The organism is Yoonia maritima, assembly GCF_043641945.1.
Lineage (GTDB): Bacteria > Pseudomonadota > Alphaproteobacteria > Rhodobacterales > Rhodobacteraceae > Yoonia > Yoonia maritima_B.
Map to the genome: position 1 here is coordinate 154,797 of NZ_JBHZRX010000008.1, position 19,761 is coordinate 174,557.

The 19,761-nt window shown below is 56.2% G+C and carries 13 protein-coding genes; 5 read left to right on the top strand and 8 right to left on the bottom strand.

The window, feature by feature from the left end:
* Nucleotides 1-2: 2 nt before the first annotated feature.
* Genes fepB through ACHUEV_RS16215 form a run of 3 tightly spaced genes read right to left on the bottom strand, consistent with a single transcriptional unit; the run spans nt 3 to nt 6,673 of the window.
* Complete coding sequence (gene fepB / locus ACHUEV_RS16205) at nt 3-947, bottom strand: Fe2+-enterobactin ABC transporter substrate-binding protein (RefSeq protein ID WP_394181696.1); 945 nt, start codon at nt 945-947, stop codon at nt 3-5.
* Nucleotides 944-2,338 carry a condensation domain-containing protein gene (locus ACHUEV_RS16210; RefSeq protein ID WP_394181698.1) on the bottom strand — a complete coding sequence of 465 codons (1,395 nt, stop codon included), beginning with the start codon at nt 2,336-2,338 and terminating at the stop codon, nt 944-946. Before ACHUEV_RS16210 ends, fepB begins: the two co-directional genes overlap by 4 nt.
* Before the next feature lie 15 nt (nt 2,339-2,353).
* The gene (locus tag ACHUEV_RS16215; protein WP_394181700.1) at nt 2,354-6,673 is read right to left on the bottom strand and encodes an amino acid adenylation domain-containing protein; all 4,320 of its coding nucleotides are present in this window, start codon (nt 6,671-6,673) and stop codon (nt 2,354-2,356) included.
* Between the two features lie 204 nt (nt 6,674-6,877).
* Between ACHUEV_RS16215 and ACHUEV_RS16220 the strand changes: the two genes are divergently transcribed.
* Genes ACHUEV_RS16220 through ACHUEV_RS16230 form a run of 3 tightly spaced genes read left to right on the top strand, consistent with a single transcriptional unit; the run spans nt 6,878 to nt 9,403 of the window.
* Nucleotides 6,878-8,485: a (2,3-dihydroxybenzoyl)adenylate synthase gene (locus ACHUEV_RS16220; RefSeq protein ID WP_394181702.1), complete on the top strand. Its 1,608-nt coding sequence runs from the start codon at nt 6,878-6,880 to the stop codon at nt 8,483-8,485.
* 14 nt (nt 8,486-8,499) lie between these two features.
* On the top strand, nt 8,500-8,748 hold the full coding sequence (locus tag ACHUEV_RS16225) for a phosphopantetheine-binding protein (protein WP_394181704.1): 249 nt from the start codon (nt 8,500-8,502) through the stop codon (nt 8,746-8,748).
* Nucleotides 8,741-9,403 carry a 4'-phosphopantetheinyl transferase family protein gene (locus tag ACHUEV_RS16230; RefSeq protein ID WP_394181706.1) on the top strand — a complete coding sequence of 221 codons (663 nt, stop codon included), beginning with the start codon at nt 8,741-8,743 and terminating at the stop codon, nt 9,401-9,403. The genes ACHUEV_RS16225 and ACHUEV_RS16230 overlap by 8 nt, the downstream gene beginning before the upstream one ends.
* Here ACHUEV_RS16230 and ACHUEV_RS16235 read toward each other — a convergent pair.
* Genes ACHUEV_RS16235 through ACHUEV_RS16245 form a run of 3 tightly spaced genes read right to left on the bottom strand, consistent with a single transcriptional unit; the run spans nt 9,400 to nt 12,040 of the window.
* Nucleotides 9,400-10,176: an SDR family oxidoreductase gene (locus ACHUEV_RS16235; protein WP_394181708.1), complete on the bottom strand. Its 777-nt coding sequence runs from the start codon at nt 10,174-10,176 to the stop codon at nt 9,400-9,402. The genes ACHUEV_RS16230 and ACHUEV_RS16235 overlap by 4 nt on opposite strands.
* A complete protein-coding gene (locus tag ACHUEV_RS16240) occupies nt 10,167-10,820 on the bottom strand; it encodes an isochorismatase family protein (RefSeq protein WP_394181710.1) in 654 nt (217 codons plus the stop codon). The genes ACHUEV_RS16235 and ACHUEV_RS16240 overlap by 10 nt, the downstream gene beginning before the upstream one ends.
* 20 nt (nt 10,821-10,840) lie before the next feature.
* A complete protein-coding gene (locus tag ACHUEV_RS16245) occupies nt 10,841-12,040 on the bottom strand; it encodes an isochorismate synthase (protein WP_394181712.1) in 1,200 nt (399 codons plus the stop codon).
* A gap of 434 nt (nt 12,041-12,474) precedes the next feature.
* Here ACHUEV_RS16245 and ACHUEV_RS16250 point away from each other — a divergent pair, with 434 nt between their 5' ends.
* Nucleotides 12,475-14,556 carry a TonB-dependent receptor gene (locus ACHUEV_RS16250; protein ID WP_394181714.1) on the top strand — a complete coding sequence of 694 codons (2,082 nt, stop codon included), beginning with the start codon at nt 12,475-12,477 and terminating at the stop codon, nt 14,554-14,556.
* 379 nt (nt 14,557-14,935) lie between these two features.
* Here the strand turns inward: ACHUEV_RS16250 and ACHUEV_RS16255 are convergent, their stop codons facing one another.
* A complete protein-coding gene (locus tag ACHUEV_RS16255) occupies nt 14,936-16,381 on the bottom strand; it encodes a tannase/feruloyl esterase family alpha/beta hydrolase (RefSeq protein ID WP_394181716.1) in 1,446 nt (481 codons plus the stop codon).
* Nucleotides 16,382-16,816: 435 nt separating this feature from the next.
* On the opposite strand from ACHUEV_RS16255, the gene kce reads away from it, so the two are divergent.
* Entirely contained in the window at nt 16,817-17,749 is a 933-nt protein-coding gene (gene kce / locus ACHUEV_RS16260) for a 3,5-dioxohexanoate:acetyl-CoA acetone transferase (RefSeq protein ID WP_394181718.1), read from the top strand.
* A 21-nt stretch (nt 17,750-17,770) separates the two neighbouring features.
* Here kce and ACHUEV_RS16265 read toward each other — a convergent pair whose 3' ends face one another.
* On the bottom strand, nt 17,771-19,699 hold the full coding sequence (locus ACHUEV_RS16265) for a helix-turn-helix domain-containing protein (RefSeq protein WP_394181720.1): 1,929 nt from the start codon (nt 19,697-19,699) through the stop codon (nt 17,771-17,773).
* Nucleotides 19,700-19,761: the final 62 nt, after the last annotated feature.

Below are 19,761 nucleotides of genomic sequence, written 5' to 3' on the forward strand. Positions count from 1 at the left end.
GTTTAGGCCCGGCCAAAGCGTTGTGCGATACCAGCGACGATTTCCGAGGCGCTGTAATAATCGACCCTGAATGAATTGCGCCCAAGCCCGTAAACTTGGCCCAGCTGCACCGATGGCAGGTTGTTTAGGATTGGATCGTCCAGCAAGCGCTGCGCGTCCTCATCCGTGCCTGCCAAAACAAATGTGGTCTGCGCGGTCAGTTCGGTCAGATGTTCATAGGCTGCGCGGATGAAATCGGCGGCTGGTGGGGTGTTGGCGCTTTGCCAGCTGCGCGGCGGATCTTCGAGCTGGAACCCAAGCGCGTTCAGCAACCGACCGTGTACGCCACCTGCTGTGGCAATCGGGTTAGGTGCGCCGGGGCCGTTATAGCTGATGATATTTGTCAGCCCTTGGGGTAGCTGTAGCTGCGCGCGGGTGGTTTGCAGTTCGGTTGCAAATAGGCTGAGAAGCGCATCGGCCTCGGCCTCGTGACCGATGGCTTGGCCAAGCTGCGATGCCAAATCTTCCCAGCCGATCGCGCCGTAATCTAGCACCAGAACGGGTGCGACTTCTTCTAGGGCGGCACGTTGCGCAAGGGCGGAATCCGCGCCGCTGGCGGACACAACGATCAGGTCAGGGGCAAAGGCCCAGACGGCTTCGAGGTCGACGGCACCTGCACGCCACAGTTTTTCAACGTCGCGTTCTTTTGCGATATCTTGCCATTGCCCAAAATAGTCACCGCGCACCGTTGTGGCACTGGCGACAAGCGGCGCGTCGATGGCCAGCAGACTGCCTGACAGCGTGACAGAGGTCGAAAGTATTCGTTTCGGCTGCGCCTGAAGGGTCGTTTCGCTGCCGTCTGCATTGATGACTGTGCGCGGCCAACCGGAGTTTGCCTGAACAGTGGTCGGCAACATAAATGCGCTTGCGGCACATGCGCCGCTGGTTATGAATGATCGACGTTTCATGCGCCCTCTAAACGGCCAGCGATGGGCCTGATTGGTGTTGATTTGTTTTGCGCAGCTATGGGCCGGGCAGGTGCCGCGTGCCGGAGCAATTCTGCAAGCGGCATATCAAACGCGCCATCCGCACAGGCCCGGATGATAAACGGCACCAGGTCAATGGTGCTGGCGGTGAATTGCGTCTGTGATGCGGGATCGGCATCAATCCACAATCCCAGTCCATCTGCATCGGATGCACCGCCCCACGTGAGGTTAAACCCGTCACCCGGACCAGCGGCCAGCACTTCGCGTTCTGCTGTGCAGCCGATGAATTGGGGTGGATCAAATGGGATGACGTTGATCAACGGCGAAAAGAAGAACCGTTGCCCTTCTTTCAGGCCACGGTCGGCGGCAAGCTGTTCCACCCGATACCGCCCGTGGCGGCGAAGTTTGCGCAGCACTTTGCCCATCCGCACAAGGTAATCGCCCAGCGTTTCATCAGCGACGTTTGTGACGATCAGCGGCAAAATATTCACGACGAGCGCTGGGATTTCTGCGCTGACGCTGCCGAACCTGCTCATATATGGTAGCCAAACCGGCAGGCCCGGACCATCGGCGGATAGGTCGCGTGTGACCCATGCCGCGCTAAGCAGCGTAAGCAGATCAGGCCAGCCCATATCGTTGTTTTCGGCGGTTTGCCTTAGCAAGGTGGGCAATGTTGGCGGCAGTTCGGGGGCCGCGCTAAGTGGCGAGCAACCGTAGTCTTCTTCGTCTTTTTCCAACACTGTCAGGTCGGGACCATCGGCAAGCGTTTGCGTCCAGCGGTCTTGGTCGCGGGTATGGTGGGGGCTTGCGCGATAGGCGGTTTCTTCTTCGAGGTAACGCGGGAACGGCTGAAAGGCACCCAAATCAGCCGCATGCCCAAGCGCCTGCGCATAAAGCGCAGCAGCGCGGCGTTCGATTAGCGAAACGCCGTAACCATCAAGCATGATGTGATGACCGCGAAGGTACCAAAGCCACCGCGTGCCGCTAAGCTTCAACAACCAAAGCGCGGATATCTGGTCACGCTCTAGATCAATCGGCTTGGCGATGTCGGCTTCCATCATTTTACGCGCCGCTGCTTCGGGGTCCGTATCAGATGTCAGGTCGTGATAATGCATCGTTGGGATGCGCGCGGGATCAATTTGTTGGCGCGGCCCGTCTGGCCCATCGCGAAACCGCAGCGCGAGAACGTCGGTTTCCTGCGCAAGCTGATTTAATGCGCCGATCAACGCGGCCTCGACCACCGGTCCTTCGATGATGGTGCAGTGGGCCACCGTTGAAAGCGACCGATCTGGGTGCAGCCGGAATTCTTCCCAGAAATCAAACTGGGCAAGCGTCAGATCAAGCCAGGGCGCAGCGGTTGGTTGGGCGGACATTGGGTTTCCTTCGCCTTAAGTCGCAGAGATTGCTGGCTGACGTACGATCAGCGCGGCGGCTTGCCGTGCTGTGCGTGCCCCAAGCAATTGTGCTGGGCTAAGCTTGCTTCCAAAACGTTCATTCATTGCGGTCGCGATAACCGCGAGGTGGTTCGGCAGCAGGCCAAGGCTAAGCAAGGTACTGTCTGCGGTCGCGTTTTCATGCGGCCCTAAGTGTTCAAGGTAGATCCCAAGCACTTGGTTCACGAGATCCTGATCCGGTTCTGCCACTTTTGGTGCGGCCGGGGCTGTCGGGCGTTCGTTCGCCAAACGCCGCGCGGCGGCCCTATCAATTTTGCCATTCGCCGAAAGCGGCAAAGCGGGAACCAGCATGAACCGATCAGGCAGATGCGATTGCGGTAACCTGTCACGCATGTAGGTCCGCAATTCGGCGGGGTTCGTCTGGGCGTCATCGTGTCCGACACAAAGTGCCGCAATCGTTGTCTCGCGGCCATCGGCGGATGCGATATCAACGACCATCGCTTGGCGCAGCGCAGGGTGATCGCCCAGCACCGTTTCGATTTCACCAAGCGACACACGGACGCCGCGGACTTTGACATAGCCGCCGACACGTCCCGCAAACAAGATGGTCCCTTCGGGCGTCCATTGGCCCAAATCACCTGTACGGAAGGCCCGTCGCTGATTGCCGTTTTCGTCGGGCAGGGTCACGAAATCTGTCGACACCAGTTTGCCGTCATCAAGATACCCAAGCGACAGGCAATCACCCGCTGTGTGGATGCGCCCGACAACGCCGGTGGGGCACAGTTCGCCTTCGGGATTGCAGATGAGGTATTCAGCGCCCTTTAGGCCGCGACCATATGGCACGGCCCCGGTTTCAGACCCGATTTCGTACCAGATGCTCCAGATCGTTGTTTCTGTCGGACCGCCCAACGAAAACAGCCGCGCATTCGGGCGCAGTTCATGCAGGCGGGAAATTTGGGCAGGCTTAATATAGTCACCACCCTGCGCGATCAGCCGCAATGAACGCAGCTGTTCGGGTCGTGCGCTATCCAACAGCATCTCAAGGATGGCTGGGACTGACACCCAGATCGTTACCTTATGATGGGCGACAATCTTGGCCCATTCCATCGCGTCTTTGTCTTGGCCGATGTCTGGCATGGCCAGCGTGGCACCCGCGCTAAGCGCGCCAAAGATATCAAACAGTGACATGTCGTGATGCAGCGGGGTGGCCGACATCAGAACGTCGTTTGCCCCGACTTGCCATTCATCGAGCGACTGTTCCAACACATTGGCCGTCGCGCGGTTGTTCAGCACGACGCATTTCGGTGCTCCGGTGGTGCCCGATGTGAACAGGTAATAACTAGGTTCGCGGGTCAAGCTGCGTTCAGCAAGCACAGCGTCTGATGGCAAAGCGCCGCCCGGTGCCGCCAGATCGGCCGGCCGGATACAGGGCCAATCAGCGATATCGTCGTTTGAAACAACAAGCGTCGGCGCACAGCGGGAAAGCTGATAATCCCGGCGTTCGGTTGGGGCCGATGCATCAAGCGGCACCCAGATCACCCCGGCAAGCGATGCTGCGAGTTGGAGCGCAATATGGTCAATGCCGCGTGGCAAATGGATGGCGAGTACAGAACCCGCATGAACCTCGCGTTCGGCAAATCCGCCAAGGATTGCTTTGACGCGCGTATGCAGGTCTGCATAGCTTAGCTGTGTTTCGCCTTGGACCAGCGCGGTGCCTTGTCCGGCACGCAGATACGCGGCGATTTTGGGTAGGTGTGCGACAGGGTCGGGAATATCTGGCTGTTGATCCGGCTGATTGGCGGGCACAACAGGCAGGCAGAGTGTGTCTTGGTCACAGATTTCGACAAGTGTGGCTGTGATCGCATCAAGCATGGTGTTGATCGTATCGGCGTTTAGCGCGCTTTCTGCATAATCGGCGGCGATCTCGATCCCGCCACCCGGCGCGTTCATCAATCTGATATCCAGCGCGACTTGCGGCGTTTGCGTTTGGCCGGCGACCTCTTGCATCTGGCCATTTGGCGTTGTCCAGTTCAGCCCGTTGGTTAACACAACTGGCAAGGCAAGCGGTTCTTGGGTTTGCGACAGCAGGTGGCGCGCGATATCGACGCCAGCGAACCCCATATGCGACAGCCCTTCCATCGTTTGGGTTTGAAGCGCAGCAGCCCGTTCAATTGGCGTGCCAACACGGGCGTCATGGTCCACGGCAATAAAGGATGACCGATTGCCTAGTCCCGTTTGTTCAAGCGCGGGCGCGGTTGGTAAGCCAACGCAAACCCGCATGTCTGGGGTGAAGCGCGCCAAAACGTCCAGCACCACAAAGCTAAGCAAGCTATTCAAAAACAGCTTATCCTTTGCCCCAGCCCGGCGCAGTTGGCGTTTTTGGGTGGCGTCAATTTGCCGGATGCAACGGCGATAGCGCGACGTTTCGATCTGATGCAGTGGTGTACGCCAAGGCAGGCGCGGCGCGGTTTCGACGGATTGCAGCGCCTTGGCCCAATATGCGGCGTCGGCCCGTTGTTGGGGCGCGGGCGCTGCAGGTGTCTTTGATGGGTTCTCTGGTACGAGTGGTTCGTGCCCGAACATCTCTGAGCAGATTTGCGCGATTGCGGGGCCGTCTAGCGCGATTGCGTCGAACTTGACGGCGACGGCATCTTGTTCACCTTCGGGCATCTGGACCGCAAAAACCTGCCACAACGCGCCATCAAGCGGGCAGGGGGTTTGCGCGTATTTATCCCAAAACGCGTCAAGCTGTGCTGCTGCGGTTTGATCGGCACTAAGATCGCGTACCTCAATGGGTGACTGTACTTGCGGCAGATAGGTTAGCCGCAGATCGGTTGCGTTCACGCGGGCGCGCAGTGCGGGATAGGCCGCGCAAAGCGCATCAAGCCGGGCCCGTAGCTGTGGCAAATCAAGCGTGCCGCGAAACAAGCGGACCTCTTGCATGGCGACACCGCCCAGCGGAAGCGCCTTGTCGCGGCCCATGATATAGGCGCGTTGCAATTGCGACAGTGGCTGACTGTTTGCGGCAGTTTCGTTTTCAGCCAGCAGGGTGCGAAGCCGGGCAACAAAGCCGTTGAACAGCTGTTCGATCCATTCTTGGTCAACAAGATCCAGTCGGATATCCCAGTTGATCAGAATCTGATCGCCCAGCTTTGCGATCTGTGCGTCTAGGGCCACGCCGGGGCCTTGTGAAACGCTCCAGACAAGATCGCCAAGCGTTTTGGCGGCGTTTTCGGGCAGGATCGAACCAAGTTCGTGGTCAAAGCCAGCGGTGAACACAACGGGCGCATTCGGCACATTACCCAAGTGACGCGCGAGATCGCGCATCAACTGTGGGCCGGGGCGGGCGGCGCGTGTCACGGCTTGGATCAGGTCAGTTTGTACAGTACGTGCCAGAACCCCTAGATCCGCGCCTGTGTTTTTGACCCCCAGCAAGGTGAAATCGGCGAAATCACCAACTGTCGTGGCACAGTCGGCGCGGTGGAACATTGGAACGGTCAATCGCAGTGCGGGTTGTGCGCAGGCTTTGGCAAGTTCTTGGCTGAATACAGCAAGCGCCAGCGCCGATGGTGTCACCCGAAACGCGCGGGCCAAAGTTATGAAATCGGAGGATTGTTCGGGGCTTAGCGTGGCTGCAAGCCGGGTCGTGTTGGTGCCCCGATCACGCGGTGAAACGCGGGGGGCCGGAAGATTGGGTTCTTGCGGTAGCGTCGGAATTTTGACCTTCCAAAAATCACGCGCGGCGGCCTCTTTTCCAGTGCGCGCAGGGTCATTGCGACGCGCCTGCAGGTAGGCCGCAAAATTACCAGCATCATCGGGCAGGGCGTCTGGCCCGGCTTCGTAAAGCTGTGCGAGTTCGGCCATCAGATAGGGAAAACACGACGGATCGGCGGCGACCATATCGATATCGATATGCAGCCGATGCCGCCCTTCGGGCAATTGGGTCAGCGTGAATTCGCAGGCTTCGCCGTTTGCCAATGCAAGCCGCTGGTGTGTTTTTTCATCGCGGATGCGGGCAAGGGCGGCGTCGCAGCCCAAAGGATCAAGCCCGCGCAGATCGTTGAAGTGCAATCGGTGCAGCGCAGATGGTTCGGCGATGCTGGGCTGCCCTTGGGCATCGACCGCCAGTCGCAACTGCGGGTGCCGGGTGATCAGTGCAGAAACCGCAACAGACAGCCGATCGGGGTCCAAAGCGGGCTGATTATCGGTGCTGTCCAATTCAACATAGAGATGGGCCGTGGGGCTTTTTTCGTCCTCGCCTTTGGCGTGTCCATTGACCCAGCAGGCGGCCTGCATCGCGGTTAGTTCGTACATCTGCAATCACCCGTTGACAATTCCAGACATAAATACTCAAGTATTAGAGCACGTCAACCTGTGGAATCCGCACGCCTTACAAATTGCCGGTAAAATGTTGAAATTGTTGTCGGTTCTAGAAAAACGACCGGCTGACGCGTTGGATTTGGACGAAGATAAATCTCGGGGTGGGTACAGGCTGCTTCGAAAAGAACCGGATACGCGATGACTGATTTCACCCCTTGGCCAGAAAATCTGGCGGAACTTTATCGGCAAAAAGGATATTGGATCGACAAGCCGCTAACGCATGGGTTGCGCTCTCAGGTCCAGGCCCGCCCCGACGCCTGCGCGATTCAGTGCGGTGCGCGGGCGATCAGCTATGCCGATCTTGATCAAATGTCGTCAGCTCTTGCCGTGCGGTTGTCGGCCCACGGTCTGAAGCCCGGTGAACGCGCTGTGGTTCAATTGCCGAACTGCGCGGAATTTTACATCACGTTTTTTGCGCTTTTGAAGGCGGGCATCATGCCTGTGAATGCGCTGTTTAATCACCGGGCGCTTGAATTGCGGTCCTATGTGGAACAGTTGCAACCGACATTGTTCATTGGGTCGCGGGGACATGCCTTGTTCAAGGATGATGCCTTTGGAACGGAACTGCGCGAGATTTCAAAGGGGTTGAAGCTGTGTCTTTATCTTGATGATGCAGATCCGAGGGCTGATTTGCAGCAATGGATGGCACCAGAGGTCGCTGAAATCGCCGAATTGCCCAAACTCGATCCCGGTAGCGTTGCATTTTACCAGCTTTCGGGGGGCAGTACCGGCACGCCAAAGCTGATCCCCCGCACGCATAACGACTATGATTATTCCGTGCGTGCCAGTGCCGAAATATGCGCATTGTCCCCGCAAACCCGGTTCCTCTGTGCGCTTCCAGCGCCGCATAACTATGTGATGAGCTCGCCGGGTGCGCTTGGTGTGTTTTTTGCGGGCGGTACGGTTGTGATGGCCGACAATCCAGACCCAAGCCTGTGTTTTGATATCATGGAACAGCACGGCGTCACGGTGGCGGCGTTGGTGCCATCTGCGGTTGGTCTTTGGCTAGAGGCCGTGCGCGAAGGCAAGACACCCCCGAAAAGCCTTGAGTTGCTTCAGGTTGGCGGAGCGAGCTTTGCCGAAGCGCTGGCGCGTCAGGTGCCTGAATTGTTGGGATGTCAGTTGCAGCAGGTCTTTGGCATGGCCGAGGGGTTGGTGAACTACACCCGCTTTGATGATCCCGAAGAACGCATCTTTACCACGCAGGGCTGCCCGATTTCGGAACATGACGAAGTGCGCGTGCGTAACGCTGACGGCTATGATTGCGCCGTTGGTGAACCCGGCCAGTTGTGGGTGCGCGGGCCATATACGTTCCGTGGTTATTTCCGCAGCCCCGAACATAACAAATCCGCTTTTGATGCCGAAGGGTTCTATTTCAGTGGTGACCTCGTGCAGCGTGATGCGGACGGGTATTTGCGTGTGGTTGGCCGGGTAAAGGACCAGATCAATCGTGGTGGCGAAAAGATCGCCGCAGAAGAGGTCGAAGGTCTGCTGCTGCGCCATCCAGAGGTGCTTGAGGCCGCATTGGTTGCACAGCCTGATGCCCGGCTTGGCGAACGTGGTTGCGCAGTTTTGGTGACCCGCAATCCGCTGCGCCCGGTTGAATTACGCCGCCATCTGATGGGGTTGGGCGTTGCAGAATACAAACTGCCCGACCGGTTTATCTTTGTTGAAACCATGCCTTTGACGGCTGTTGGCAAAATCAACAAACGCGTTTTGCGCGACACAATTCTAGAAACTCAATGACGAAGGACACGAACGTGACTGTAACAACGACTGAGGCGACCGATTTCGATTGGTTGGAAACGCGCGTATCAAAGCTGATCGAAGACGAAGGCCCGATCGATCCTGCAGAAAGCCTGATTTACTATGGGCTGGATTCATTGCGCGTTATGAAATTGGCGGCAGAGCTAAAAGAACGGGGCATCACCGTTAGCTTTGAAGACCTTGCCAAAGACCCAACGTTGAATGCGTGGTCCGCGTTGATCGACGCGCGGAAGAATGGCTAAGGCGCAGTCAGCGCAGAATGATTGGCAGGTCGGTCTTGATCAGTTGCGTGTGGCTTTGCCCGCGTGCCGGATCGAGATGCGATCAGCCGACTATACGTCCGCCCCACAATCGGGGGGCGGGCGCCACCGACGCGCCGCGCAGCATGATGCCGGGCGGTTGGCGGCGGCGGCGGCAGGCAAAGGTCTGACCGGATTGCCGTGCTTTGCTGGGCGTGGGGCAGATGGTGCGCCCGATTGGCCCGAAGGGTTGCGCGGTTCCATCAGCCATTGCGCGGACCGCTCGGTCGCAATGGTTGGGAATGCCGCCAACTGGTGTGGTCTTGGCGTCGATATCGAACAGCATTTAACCACCCAAATCGCTCAAGAGATCGCCCCGGTCGCATTGACCCAGCGCGAACGCGTCACGTTTGGCACTGACCCTTTGTGGGTCGCGCTGATATTTTCCGCCAAGGAAAGCCTGTTTAAGGCGCTTAGCCCATTGATCAACCGCCGTTTCGATTTTGACGCGGCAGAGCTGTGCGCGGATCCGAAAGGCGCACCGCATCTGCGGCTGACATGCGACCTTGCGCCAGATTGGCCAGCGGGCCGCATGATCAAACCATTGCTCATCCCCTGCAGGGCAGGGGTGTTAACGGCAGTCGCATTGCCCGCCTAAGCGCGCAACGTTGCCCCGCCGTCGATATATAGATCAGCCATCGTGATATGGCCTGCTTCTTCTGAGAGCAGGAACATCGCCGCCTTGGCGATATCATCAGGGGTGGCCAGTTTGCCCAGAGGAATGCCAGTGCGATAGTTTTCCAGATCACCTGCCAACACCCGCTTGGGGCCTTCGTCGTCTTGCCACATGCCCGTTTGCATTGGGGTCAGCGTTGAACCGGGTGCAATGACGTTACAGCGCACGCCGTGTTCTGCCAGTTCAAGCCCAAGGCACCGTGTTAGCATGGTCAGCGCCGCCTTTGACGCGCAATAGGCCCCCATGTTCATGCGGGGAATGCCTGCGGCGTTGGAACTAACCACCACCAAGGCGGCGTTGGATTGTGTGATCAGACGTTTGCCCAAATTCTGCATGACATGAAAACTGCCATTTAGGTTGATGTCTTGAACGCGTTGCCATTCCTCTGTGCTGGTTTCCAGCAAAGGCCCCATACCCAAGACGCCTGCGGTATGCAGGCCAAGGCTGATCGGACCAACGGCGGCTTCGGCTTGGGCGACCAAATGGGCAACGGCCTCTGGGTCGCGCAGATCGCAGGGCAGCCAGTCGACCGCTTGCGCGCGTTGATCTGCGGGTACTGCGTTGATTGCGGCTTCGGTATCGGTGGCGACGACCTTTGCGCCGGCGGCTTGCAGTAGCGCAACGGCCTTAAGCCCAATGCCACCCGCAGCGCCTGTGACCAAAGCGCTGCGTCCTTCAAATCCCGTTAGGCGCATGCGGCGACCTTTGGCATGTTGGCCAGCACATCTTGGGTTGAAACCACGCCGCCACAGCAGCCCGCCACCCAGTTCATCGCCATTTCATGACGTGGTGCGTCAAAATCTGCTTGGGCATCGGCAATCGCAATCGGTTGGATATCGCGTTGAAATGCCTCGGCTGCGGTCGCGAGACAGCCAATGTGGGCGTAGATTCCAGTGATCAGCAGTTGGTCACGACCGCGCGCACGCATCAGCGTTTCAAGGTTCGACCGCTGAAACGCACTGTAGCGATGTTTGACTAGAACGATGTCTTCGTCGCCCGGCGTCAGTTCCGGCACGATCTGCTGATGTTCGTCGCGTGTCGACATGCCCGGTCCCCAAAGGTCCGCTTGTAAACCGCGATCAGCACGCAGTTGGTTGCCCTCTTGCGCGGTGTAAAACACCGGAATGTTGTTGGCCCGCGCAGCGCTGGCCAGTGCCGCGATGTTGCGGATGATGTCGGGCAGGGGTGCTGCGTCCTGTGGAAAAGGGGCGCAGAAATAACGCTGCATGTCATGGATCAACAGCGCGGCGCGATCGGGCGCGAATGTCCATGGTGCGCGTGCAGTTGGCAAAGCGTCCTGTGTCGGTAATGGATAGGACGGAATTCCGGGAAGTGCCATTGGGTGGTTTATCCTTGGGGTTAGTTAAGGTCATGCAATGCGGCGTCACGCGGCAAGCCAAGCGCAGCGAGGAGCGCACCAAATTTAGCGCCGGTTTCAGCCGCTTCGAGCTGCGGTTCCGAACCAAGCACGATACCCGCGCCAGCATAAAGCCGCGCTTGCGCGCCGCATAGTTCCGCGCAACGGATCGCGACGTACCATGCGCCATCGCCGTTGCGATTACACCAGCCGACAGCACCAGCATAGAAATCGCGCGGCACAGATTCCAGCTCACGAATAAGGCTTGCTGCGCGTTGGCACGGCATGCCGCAAACAGCAGGGGTTGGGTGTAGTTTTGCCGTAAGAACAACAGCCGGGGTGTCTGGGTCTTTTAGGACGCCCTTAATCTGCGTGCCGATGTGCCACATTGAACGGGTTGTGGTCAGTGTCGCCCCTTCGGGTGCGCCCAGTTCGGTACAATATGGGGCAAGCGTATCAAGGATATATTCCACGACAACCGCATGTTCGTGTTGATCTTTTGCCGAATTCTTTAGGCCCTGCGCCGCAGCGTGGTCAGCAGCGGCGTCATCTAGTCGGCGGGCCGATCCCGCCAATGGGTGTGACCAAATATCGGCCCCTTGTTTGCGCAGCAGCAGCTCTGGCGTGGCCCCAACAAGGTGACGCGGTGTTGGATTTCCTGCCATTGCGGGCAACGCAACCTGAAACGCGGTGACTGATGGGTCTTCGGCAAGGCGGGCAAGAACATCGTTGATTGGGATCTCTTGCGTCTGTTCCAGCATAAGCGTGCGGGCCAAAACGACTTTGCTAAGGCCTTGGGGCACGTCTTTCTCTGCGCGCATGATATCAAGCGCTTGGGAAACGCTTTGCATATAATTTTGCGGGGAAGGCTGTGAACGTGGGCTTGATACGGTCGCCACCTGCATGGGGGACTGCGATTTCGGCTGATCGCCGGGCCAAATCCCGTCGGAACGGTCGACATGCCAAAGATAATCGGGTTCGGATTTATCAAAAGGAAGCGCGCCGCCCAAAAGCGCGCCATCATCTGAGCCGTTAAAGAACGCCCCAACGCGATCGCTGAGCGTCTCATCGTTTCCGCGATCAATCGGATGGGCTGGACCCGCGGCGCAGATCATCCCGTCGCTATTGCGAAATGCAAACGGTTGATCAGGTGTGGCGTGGGTCCCATCGTTTGAGCGGGCGTTTAGGAATGGCAAAGTCATTTTGCTGCCTCTGTACTACGCGCAAGGTCAGGGTGAGTGCCTGCATGCGCGTCCAGTTCACGAAAATGCCGACAGCGCATAGCGGCTTCGGCTGCGAATTTTATGTGTGGGTTCGCTAGTTCAAAGCCATCGCATCAATGACGCTGGCCAGAATGGGCCCGCAAGGGGCCTGGCTGCCTGCGCGGAACATGTCAGAGTGCTGGGGGGCCTTCAAGATTTAATTTAGTATAATAGTCAGGTATCTGCCGATCAGAGTACTCAACCTAAGGGCTCGGTGCAAAATAATCACATTCTGACAATTTTAGTCACTTATTATTTTACCGCTCGCCATAGGGGCTTAGTGTGCGCACATAATTTACTGCGCGCCTGCGTAGGACAATTTCAGTTCACTGCCAGCCATTCAAAGCCAGCCTGACAAATCCAAGGGAAAACGAATGGAACAACGGCGAACCGCGCGATTGCTCGGTGGTGTAAGTATTGTAGCGATTTGCGCAATCTCACCTTTATCAGTGCTAGCGCAAGACGGCCCCGAAGAGGCCTATTCACTAGGAACCATCTACATCACTGGCGATACGATGACACGCAGTCAGCAGCGTACTGCTTCCTCGGTTACAGCTGTTGAAGAGGACGAAATCGAAGCACTCAAAGGTGCCGACTCTGTCAGCGATGTGGTCCGTGGTTTGGCTAACGTGACGCTTCCTGCCGAAGGTGGACAGGGCGGGACGCCTACAGTGCGCGGCCAAAATGGCGAAGGTCCGAACTCGGGTGCGACCGCGTTCTTCGGTGGCACCGCACCGCGTCTGGCCGTGAACGTTGATGGCCATTACCTGAGCTACAATGAACTGGTCTATGCGACTACGTCACTTTGGGACGTTGAACGCGTCGAGCTTTTCCGTGGGCCGCAAACCGTCAGTCAGGGTGCAAACAGCATCGCGGGTGCATTGGTTATCGAAACGGCTGATCCGTCATTCACACGCGAAGGCGCGGTTAAGCTTGAGGCCGGTACTGGCGGACGACGCAGTGCTGGGCTTATGGCATCTGGTCAGATTGCGCCGGATGTTGCGGCACGGTTCACATTGGACCACACCCAGCGAGAGAATTTCATCGATTACACAAATCCAGCGTTCTCGATGGGCGATACTGATCAGGATCACAGGTCTACAACTGCGCGGGTTAAGCTTTTGTGGGAACCTTCCCAATTGCAGCAGCTTAGCACGCAATTCACGTATTCTCATTCCGACAGCAACCGTCCGACGTGGGAAGCAGCAACCGAAGATTATTCCGACTATGAGAGTATCGTCACTGGCAATCCAAGCTGGGGTCAGATCACAGATACTGCTGTTCACGATCTAAGCTATGAATTTGATAGCGCCGTCACATTGACGAACCAGCTACAGTATTCAGCGATGCAAACAACGCGGACAACTTCGCCAGAAGCGTCGGGCAGCGCTGAAATTGATCAAGACAACTTCTCGAACGAAATACGTCTTGTCTTTGGCGACGAGACAGAAGCCGTCAGTGGTGTCGTAGGGGTGTTCGGATCGCACACAACAAGCGACGAAATGCTGAACTTGCGCGGCATTTCTGAGTTTGAAGACGAAAAAGACAGTGTCGGGGTCTTTGCGGAGGCTAACCTCCGCCTGACTGACCGGTTGTATCTGGGCGGCTCACTTCGTTTCCAAAACGACCGCGTTCAGCGTACAGGGACAAGCCCGTTTACGCCGAACGACGTGGCATATGACAAAACCTTCGAAGCTTGGTTGCCCAAGCTAACGGTCGCATATGACGTGAATGACAGTACGACCATCGGCGCGATGGTGTCAAACGGCTATAACCCAGGTGGTGTTACGCTCGGATTTTCCTCGCAACAGTGGGTCGAATTTGACGAAGAAACCTCGGTTGATTACGAGATTTTCGCGCGTACGAAGGTGCTCGACAATCGGCTCGGGTTGACTGCCAACCTGTTCTACACCGAATTCGACGACATGCAGCGCTATGTGACGTCAGAAGCGGTGGACGGATATTTTGAAGCGGTCACCGTCAACGCTGAAGAAGCCCATTCCTACGGGCTAGAGCTTGGCTTTGATTTTGAGCCAAGCGATGTGTTGTCGATTAGAGGTAACCTTGGTCTTCTGGAGACAGAAACCGACGAATTCACCAGCGCACAGGGCGATTACAGCGGTAACAGCTTCGGAAGCGCACCTAGCCATACACTCACCATTAGTGCTGATTGGCAGGTCGTTGAGGATATCACGCTGAGCGGAAACGTACGTTACACCGGTTCGTACTATTCGGATGACGAAAACACCGAGGCAAGCAAGATCGAGGCTTACACGGTTGCTGATACGCGGGTCGTCTATACACCGCGCGATAACGTCGAACTCTATGGCTACGTCAACAACGTATTCGGAGAAGATGCTGTCACAAGTATGCGTTACGGACGGGCCCTTGCCGCTTATGAGGCAACGATCGTACAACCACGCGAAATCGGACTGGGCGTTCAAGTAACGTTCTGATCGAAATAAACAATCCTTCCGCGTCCCGGTCAGTTCCGTAGGCGCGGAAGAACCGCACGCGTTCTAACAGTATGCAATTCGACGTTCAATCAAGAGGGACATGCCTGCCCGACCGATATGGGTATGCTGCGGCGACATGCGCCTTGGACGAGGACGCGAGTGACATTCCTGAATTGCAGATTGGTGACATTTTAGCTTTGCCGGAGTTCTTTAATGTTGAGACTGTGGTTATAGCGAAATCAACAACTTAGAATTTTCAATTAATGGCACGCTAAGTTCAGCAAGTTTTCCATGCCTTGTCCGCCGACGGGCCGGTCTCACGAGCCGCGCTAATAAACCACTTACCTTATACTGCAGAACGCGCGACCCCTGATAAAAGTCAGTTTGCTCTTATAATTGTTTCAGGAGTGATACCGTCGTCCATCCACCGCTCAAGCGCTGTAAGCGGGTCGATGCTCTCCATTGCGACTCCGTCAGGACCCGGGAGCAAACCGCAATGATCCATACCTGGAATCATGAAAAGCCGCACGTTCTCGGCTAGCGCATCTGCACCGCCGGCCTCTTGTTGCGCTTTCTTGTGCCAGTCCACTGTCTGACCGGGTGTCACGATGGCATCAGCCCATCCATGCCAAACGATCATTTTGCCACCTGCCGCACGAAACTCTGAGATGTCTGGAGAATGCGCATTAAACATCGCTGCCGCTTTGGTCATGCGAGAAATGTCACTTTCAAAGTCAAAATCGGTTGCCTTCCAGTCCTCACCCGGATCTTGTTCGAACGCGAGATAAGCGCCAAACGACTGCGCAAATAACGGATTTAAGGGCACGGCACCTTCGGTGTTTCCGGTAAGCCAAAGCCACCAAAATGGTTCCGATCCTGCTGGTACACCACCGGGGTACAGTTCTTCGCCCGCTGCGTTGACCGGGGCCTGATACCATTTAGTAACCACGCCGATCTCTGCCTCGGAGAGGCACTGCGCGCTGTCTTGACCGTCTTGGCACAAGAGCGTGGAAACATCTGGTACGCATTGGCGCGGGTCCGAAATCAGCCCATCCTCTGTTCCATCCAGCCCGTCACACTGGCGCATTACTTCGTCGCCAATCAGCCCATCCTTACCGGGGCCGAGAATTGGTTGACCATCAGGACCAGTATTGGCCTTAGCCATCCAAGCCAACGCAACGCCAGCAAGACCCGTCTCGTTCATCGCAGGTGCACCCGAGATAATGCCCTGAAAATGGTCCGGGTATCGAAGTGACGCCATATGCGCCATGCGCCCCCCGGTGGAACACCCTTGGAACACCGCCTTTTCATGGGCGTTGCCATAAAATTCTTCGATCAAAATCTGGGCAACGCGGTAGGTTTCGCCGATAGACCGCCACCCCCAATCTCGTTCTGCATGCGTATTTTCCTCGGCCCATGCCCCATCAACTACAGACAGACCATGATGTCCGCTATCCGACGTCGCGGTCGCATAGCCGCGTTCTAAACCTTCTTTCATCGCGTTGACCCATCGGCCGCTATCGTCCCCACGACCAAGGATACCGCACCATCCTCCACAACCGGCCTGATAGAATTTGCCGTTCCAATCCTCTAACGGCAGCCGCGCCTCAATCGAGATTGCTGGCAATGCAGTCGCGCGTATCTCACAATATGCGGGTAGCGTTTCAGCCGCCTCTACTATCTTCGTCGATGTGACATATGCCGCATCCATTCCAAAATTACTAAACGCTTCGCACCGTGCGGCTGGATCCTCCTGAGCCGCAACCGGCGCACCAAGTAAGACGGTGACGAGAAAAACAACCGCCGTAGGTGTCCATAATTTCATGTTCTTTCCCCCTCCTATCGCAATTAAATGTCTATGACGCTGGTCAGTGTTTGTTCGCCATGGGGTCCTGTGACTTTGCCTGAGGTAGACGGTCAGGCTGATACCTCACTTCTCCCTCAAGGGTATGATCATTGGACGCCAAACAAGAGGAACACGGAACACTTGGGCCTAATATGGACAAGGCATCCAATTCAAATGAGGATTCTTGTGTGAAGCCTACAAGTCAATGGTACGTCGGTCTAGCTTGCTAAGCTCTTTCGCCGTGAAGCCAATGCCACACCTCTGGCAGTGGTATGTAGAAACGGCACATTAGAAACCTAAGTTCAAATGGCAAACATACATGGTTCGACCCAGCACAATGGGGTCTGTCAGGGGGAAAGCAAATGACGGGAACATGCAACCCGCCGCAGCAAGAACCTATAGGGAGATCAAAAATTGTCGCGCAAAACCATCATCACTTGCGCCGTGACAGGTGCAGTTCACACGCCATCTATGTCGGACTATCTGCCTGTCACACCGGAAGAAATCGCCGAGCAGTCGATTGCCGCCGCAGAGGCAGGGGCGGCGGTTTTGCACCTACACGCCCGTGACCCAAAGGACGGTCGCCCTACACCTGATGCAGCCGTGTTTGACCAGTTTGTCCCAAAGATCGCATCAGCGACCAATGCAATCATAAACATCACAACAGGTGGCAGTACGCGGATGACACTAGACGAACGTTTGTCTTATCCGCTTCTGGCCAAACCCGAACTGTGTTCGCTGAATGTCGGATCAATGAATTTCGCATTCCACAAGGCGGCGAAGGGCATCAAGAATTGGAAGCACGATTGGGAAAAACCCTTTATTGAAGGCACCGAAGATCTGATTTTCCGTAATACATTTGTCGATATGAAATCAGTTCTTTCGCGACTTGGCGACGCCCACGGCACCCGGTTCGAGTTCGAGTGCTACGACGTCGGGCACCTTTATAACTTGGCGCATTTGGTCGACGAGGGGCTGGTTAAAGGGCCACTCTTTTTGCAATGTGTATTGGGAATTCTAGGCGGGCTGAGCGCAGACGCCGAAAACTTGTTCTTGATGCGTAGTACCGCTGACCGGTTGTTCGGGCGGGACGGGTATGAATTCTCGGTTTTGGGTGCGGGCCGCCATCAAACGGGTTTGGCGACGATGGGCGCCGTAATGGGCGGACATGTCAGGGTCGGCCTTGAGGATAGCCTCTATCTTGGGCGTGGAAAACTTGCGCAAACTTGCGCCTCTCAAGTCACTAAGATTCGTGGAATCCTTGAAGAGCTTTCGCTTGAAATTGCTACCCCAAACGAGGCGCGCAGTATCCTAGGCACCAAAGGCGCGGACAAAGTCGGGTTCTAGCGAAACTAATCGCGGCCGAAGTCAGTCAGAAGAGGCGAGGTCATCTAGTCGCAGGGCTACATGAAGTTCGAGCGACGCAATTGGATCTTTCCAACCGCCGGTGACCTCGCGCAGCGTATCGAGACGCTGGCGCACAGTATTGACATGGACATCTAACCGTTCGGCGGTGCGCGCAATGTTATAGTGGTTATCGAAAAAACACAGTAGAGTAGTCTTTAGATGTGCCCGGTTTCGCGGATCACGCGCGGCAATCGGCGCAAGTACATCGGCCACAAATTCTTTGATGCGACTTGGGTCGCTGCGTTCGAATATCCGTGCAAACAAACTAATGTCTGCGGCATCAATAAATCGGCTAAGCGGTGCAATCTTTTTCATAGCACGCATCGCGTTGCCAAGTTCCGCGTAATGCTGGGGGCTGGTCTCTAGCTCAGTAAATGGCGCTGAGACAAGACCACCAATCTTTTTTTTGCCAACGCGGCGGCTAAGAATCGTTGTTAGTTTCTCCATCTCCGAAATCGGCCCAATAGCCAGATATGCATCGTCGATCAGATCAACCAACACATTCAGACGTCCGCCAGCATCGCGGATCAGTTCGGTTTGCTCGGCGCGGTCCATTCCAGAAACCACCATTAGCGCCATGCGGATTGGCTGCTCCGAACTAAGCGAAAGGCGGTTGCGCGCTGAATCGATCGTCGGCGCATCGGGTGGCGAAACAAGAACGAGGTGCCTAAGTAGCGTAGAGGATGCGATCAAACGCTCTGTATGACGTTTCTCTGCCCAAAGTTTAGCAATCGAAAGCGCCACTGTACTTCGTTCAAGGTTGCGAAGCTGGATTTCATCAATTTTTCCAGTATGGCAAACAACCAAGCTATCGCCACGTGTGGCGCCTCCGTGGAGCGCCAAGATAAGGCATCTCTCATTGCTATCCTCGATGAGAACCGCTGACCGCCCGTTTTCGCGAGACCGGGCAATCGCCGAAAGCATCTTTGCCTGATCAATCCGTCCTGCGCGAATATCCTTGTTCAAAGTGCCATTAAACCCAGGTGCGGTGAATCCTTCTCTGATTGTTAAATTGCTGTCTAGATATTGAATCGATCCTCCAATGTTCCCCGCCATCCGCTGCATAAACGTCATTAGGTCAGCGCCACGCGCCAATAAGGACATCATGTCGTCATGTGCCTGCGCAGACGCTTCGACGCGCTGAATATGTTCCTCTAGCGAACTTCGATTGCGCTCTGTCTCTTCTAAGGCTTCGGAAAGGCGCGAAAATATTCTGGCGTTGCGCATGGCAACACCAGCATGCTGCGCAAAGGACCCAAGCACGGATATCTCGCGCCCGGAGTAATCTCGGCCATAGCGATCAGCAACAAACAAAAGGCCTTGTACCTTGTCATCAGCAAGGATCGGAAACCCAGCGAGAGACTTTATACTTTCGTCTTCGAAGCGACGATCAAGATCGCGAGAGTGCCGAAACCTGTCGTCACCAAGATAGTCTTTCGTCACAAAGAAACTGCGTGTTTCAGCAATCAGGCTAACAACGCCTCGATCGACACTGCTCGACATATGTGCCGTGCCAGGAGAAAGGTTACCTTCAATGGCAAAGTTGCGGAACACCTGCTTTTCTTCATCCAACATAGTAAGCCAAGCGATATTCGCGCTAACCAAGTTTCTTGCACGAGAGACAATTTTGCGCAGCAAATCTTGCAGCGACAACGTGCGCGAAAGGTCGTGTGTTGTGTCGATTAACAGATTGAGACCACGTTCCGTTAGCGCAGACCCGCTTGGCTGTTTGATGAGTGAAGCAAGCTGAGCATGTAGCTTTTGTGCGACCTCGGGGTCGCCAGCATCTTGTCCAAGCTTCAACAGCAATGGCTGTAATTCTGCCTCTGTTGCGCCGCGCGTGATTTGTTCGAGTACGGAGGAAGTCAACGAAGCAATTGAGTTAGTCATTTCTTGTTCCTGTGCGTGGTCTGGTGCGCTTCTGAGGGAGCGGTATCTGCGCCTGATACGAT

Bases quoted from the DNA above. Each gene is read 5' to 3' on its own strand.
- ACHUEV_RS16240 (WP_394181710.1), bottom strand. From the start codon at position 10,820: ATGGCACTTCCCGGAATTCCGTCCTATCCATTACCGACACAGGACGCT.
- ACHUEV_RS16210 (WP_394181698.1), bottom strand. From the start codon at position 2,338: ATGTCCGCCCAACCAACCGCTGCGCCCTGGCTTGATCTGACGCTTGCC.
- ACHUEV_RS16255 (WP_394181716.1), bottom strand. From the start codon at position 16,381: ATGAAATTATGGACACCTACGGCGGTTGTTTTTCTCGTCACCGTCTTA.
- ACHUEV_RS16220 (WP_394181702.1), top strand. From the start codon at position 6,878: ATGACTGATTTCACCCCTTGGCCAGAAAATCTGGCGGAACTTTATCGG.
- fepB (WP_394181696.1), bottom strand. From the start codon at position 947: ATGAAACGTCGATCATTCATAACCAGCGGCGCATGTGCCGCAAGCGCA.
- ACHUEV_RS16265 (WP_394181720.1), bottom strand. From the start codon at position 19,699: ATGACTAACTCAATTGCTTCGTTGACTTCCTCCGTACTCGAACAAATC.
- ACHUEV_RS16230 (WP_394181706.1), top strand. From the start codon at position 8,741: ATGGCTAAGGCGCAGTCAGCGCAGAATGATTGGCAGGTCGGTCTTGAT.
- ACHUEV_RS16245 (WP_394181712.1), bottom strand. From the start codon at position 12,040: ATGACTTTGCCATTCCTAAACGCCCGCTCAAACGATGGGACCCACGCC.
- ACHUEV_RS16250 (WP_394181714.1), top strand. From the start codon at position 12,475: ATGGAACAACGGCGAACCGCGCGATTGCTCGGTGGTGTAAGTATTGTA.
- ACHUEV_RS16215 (WP_394181700.1), bottom strand. From the start codon at position 6,673: ATGTACGAACTAACCGCGATGCAGGCCGCCTGCTGGGTCAATGGACAC.
- ACHUEV_RS16235 (WP_394181708.1), bottom strand. From the start codon at position 10,176: ATGCGCCTAACGGGATTTGAAGGACGCAGCGCTTTGGTCACAGGCGCT.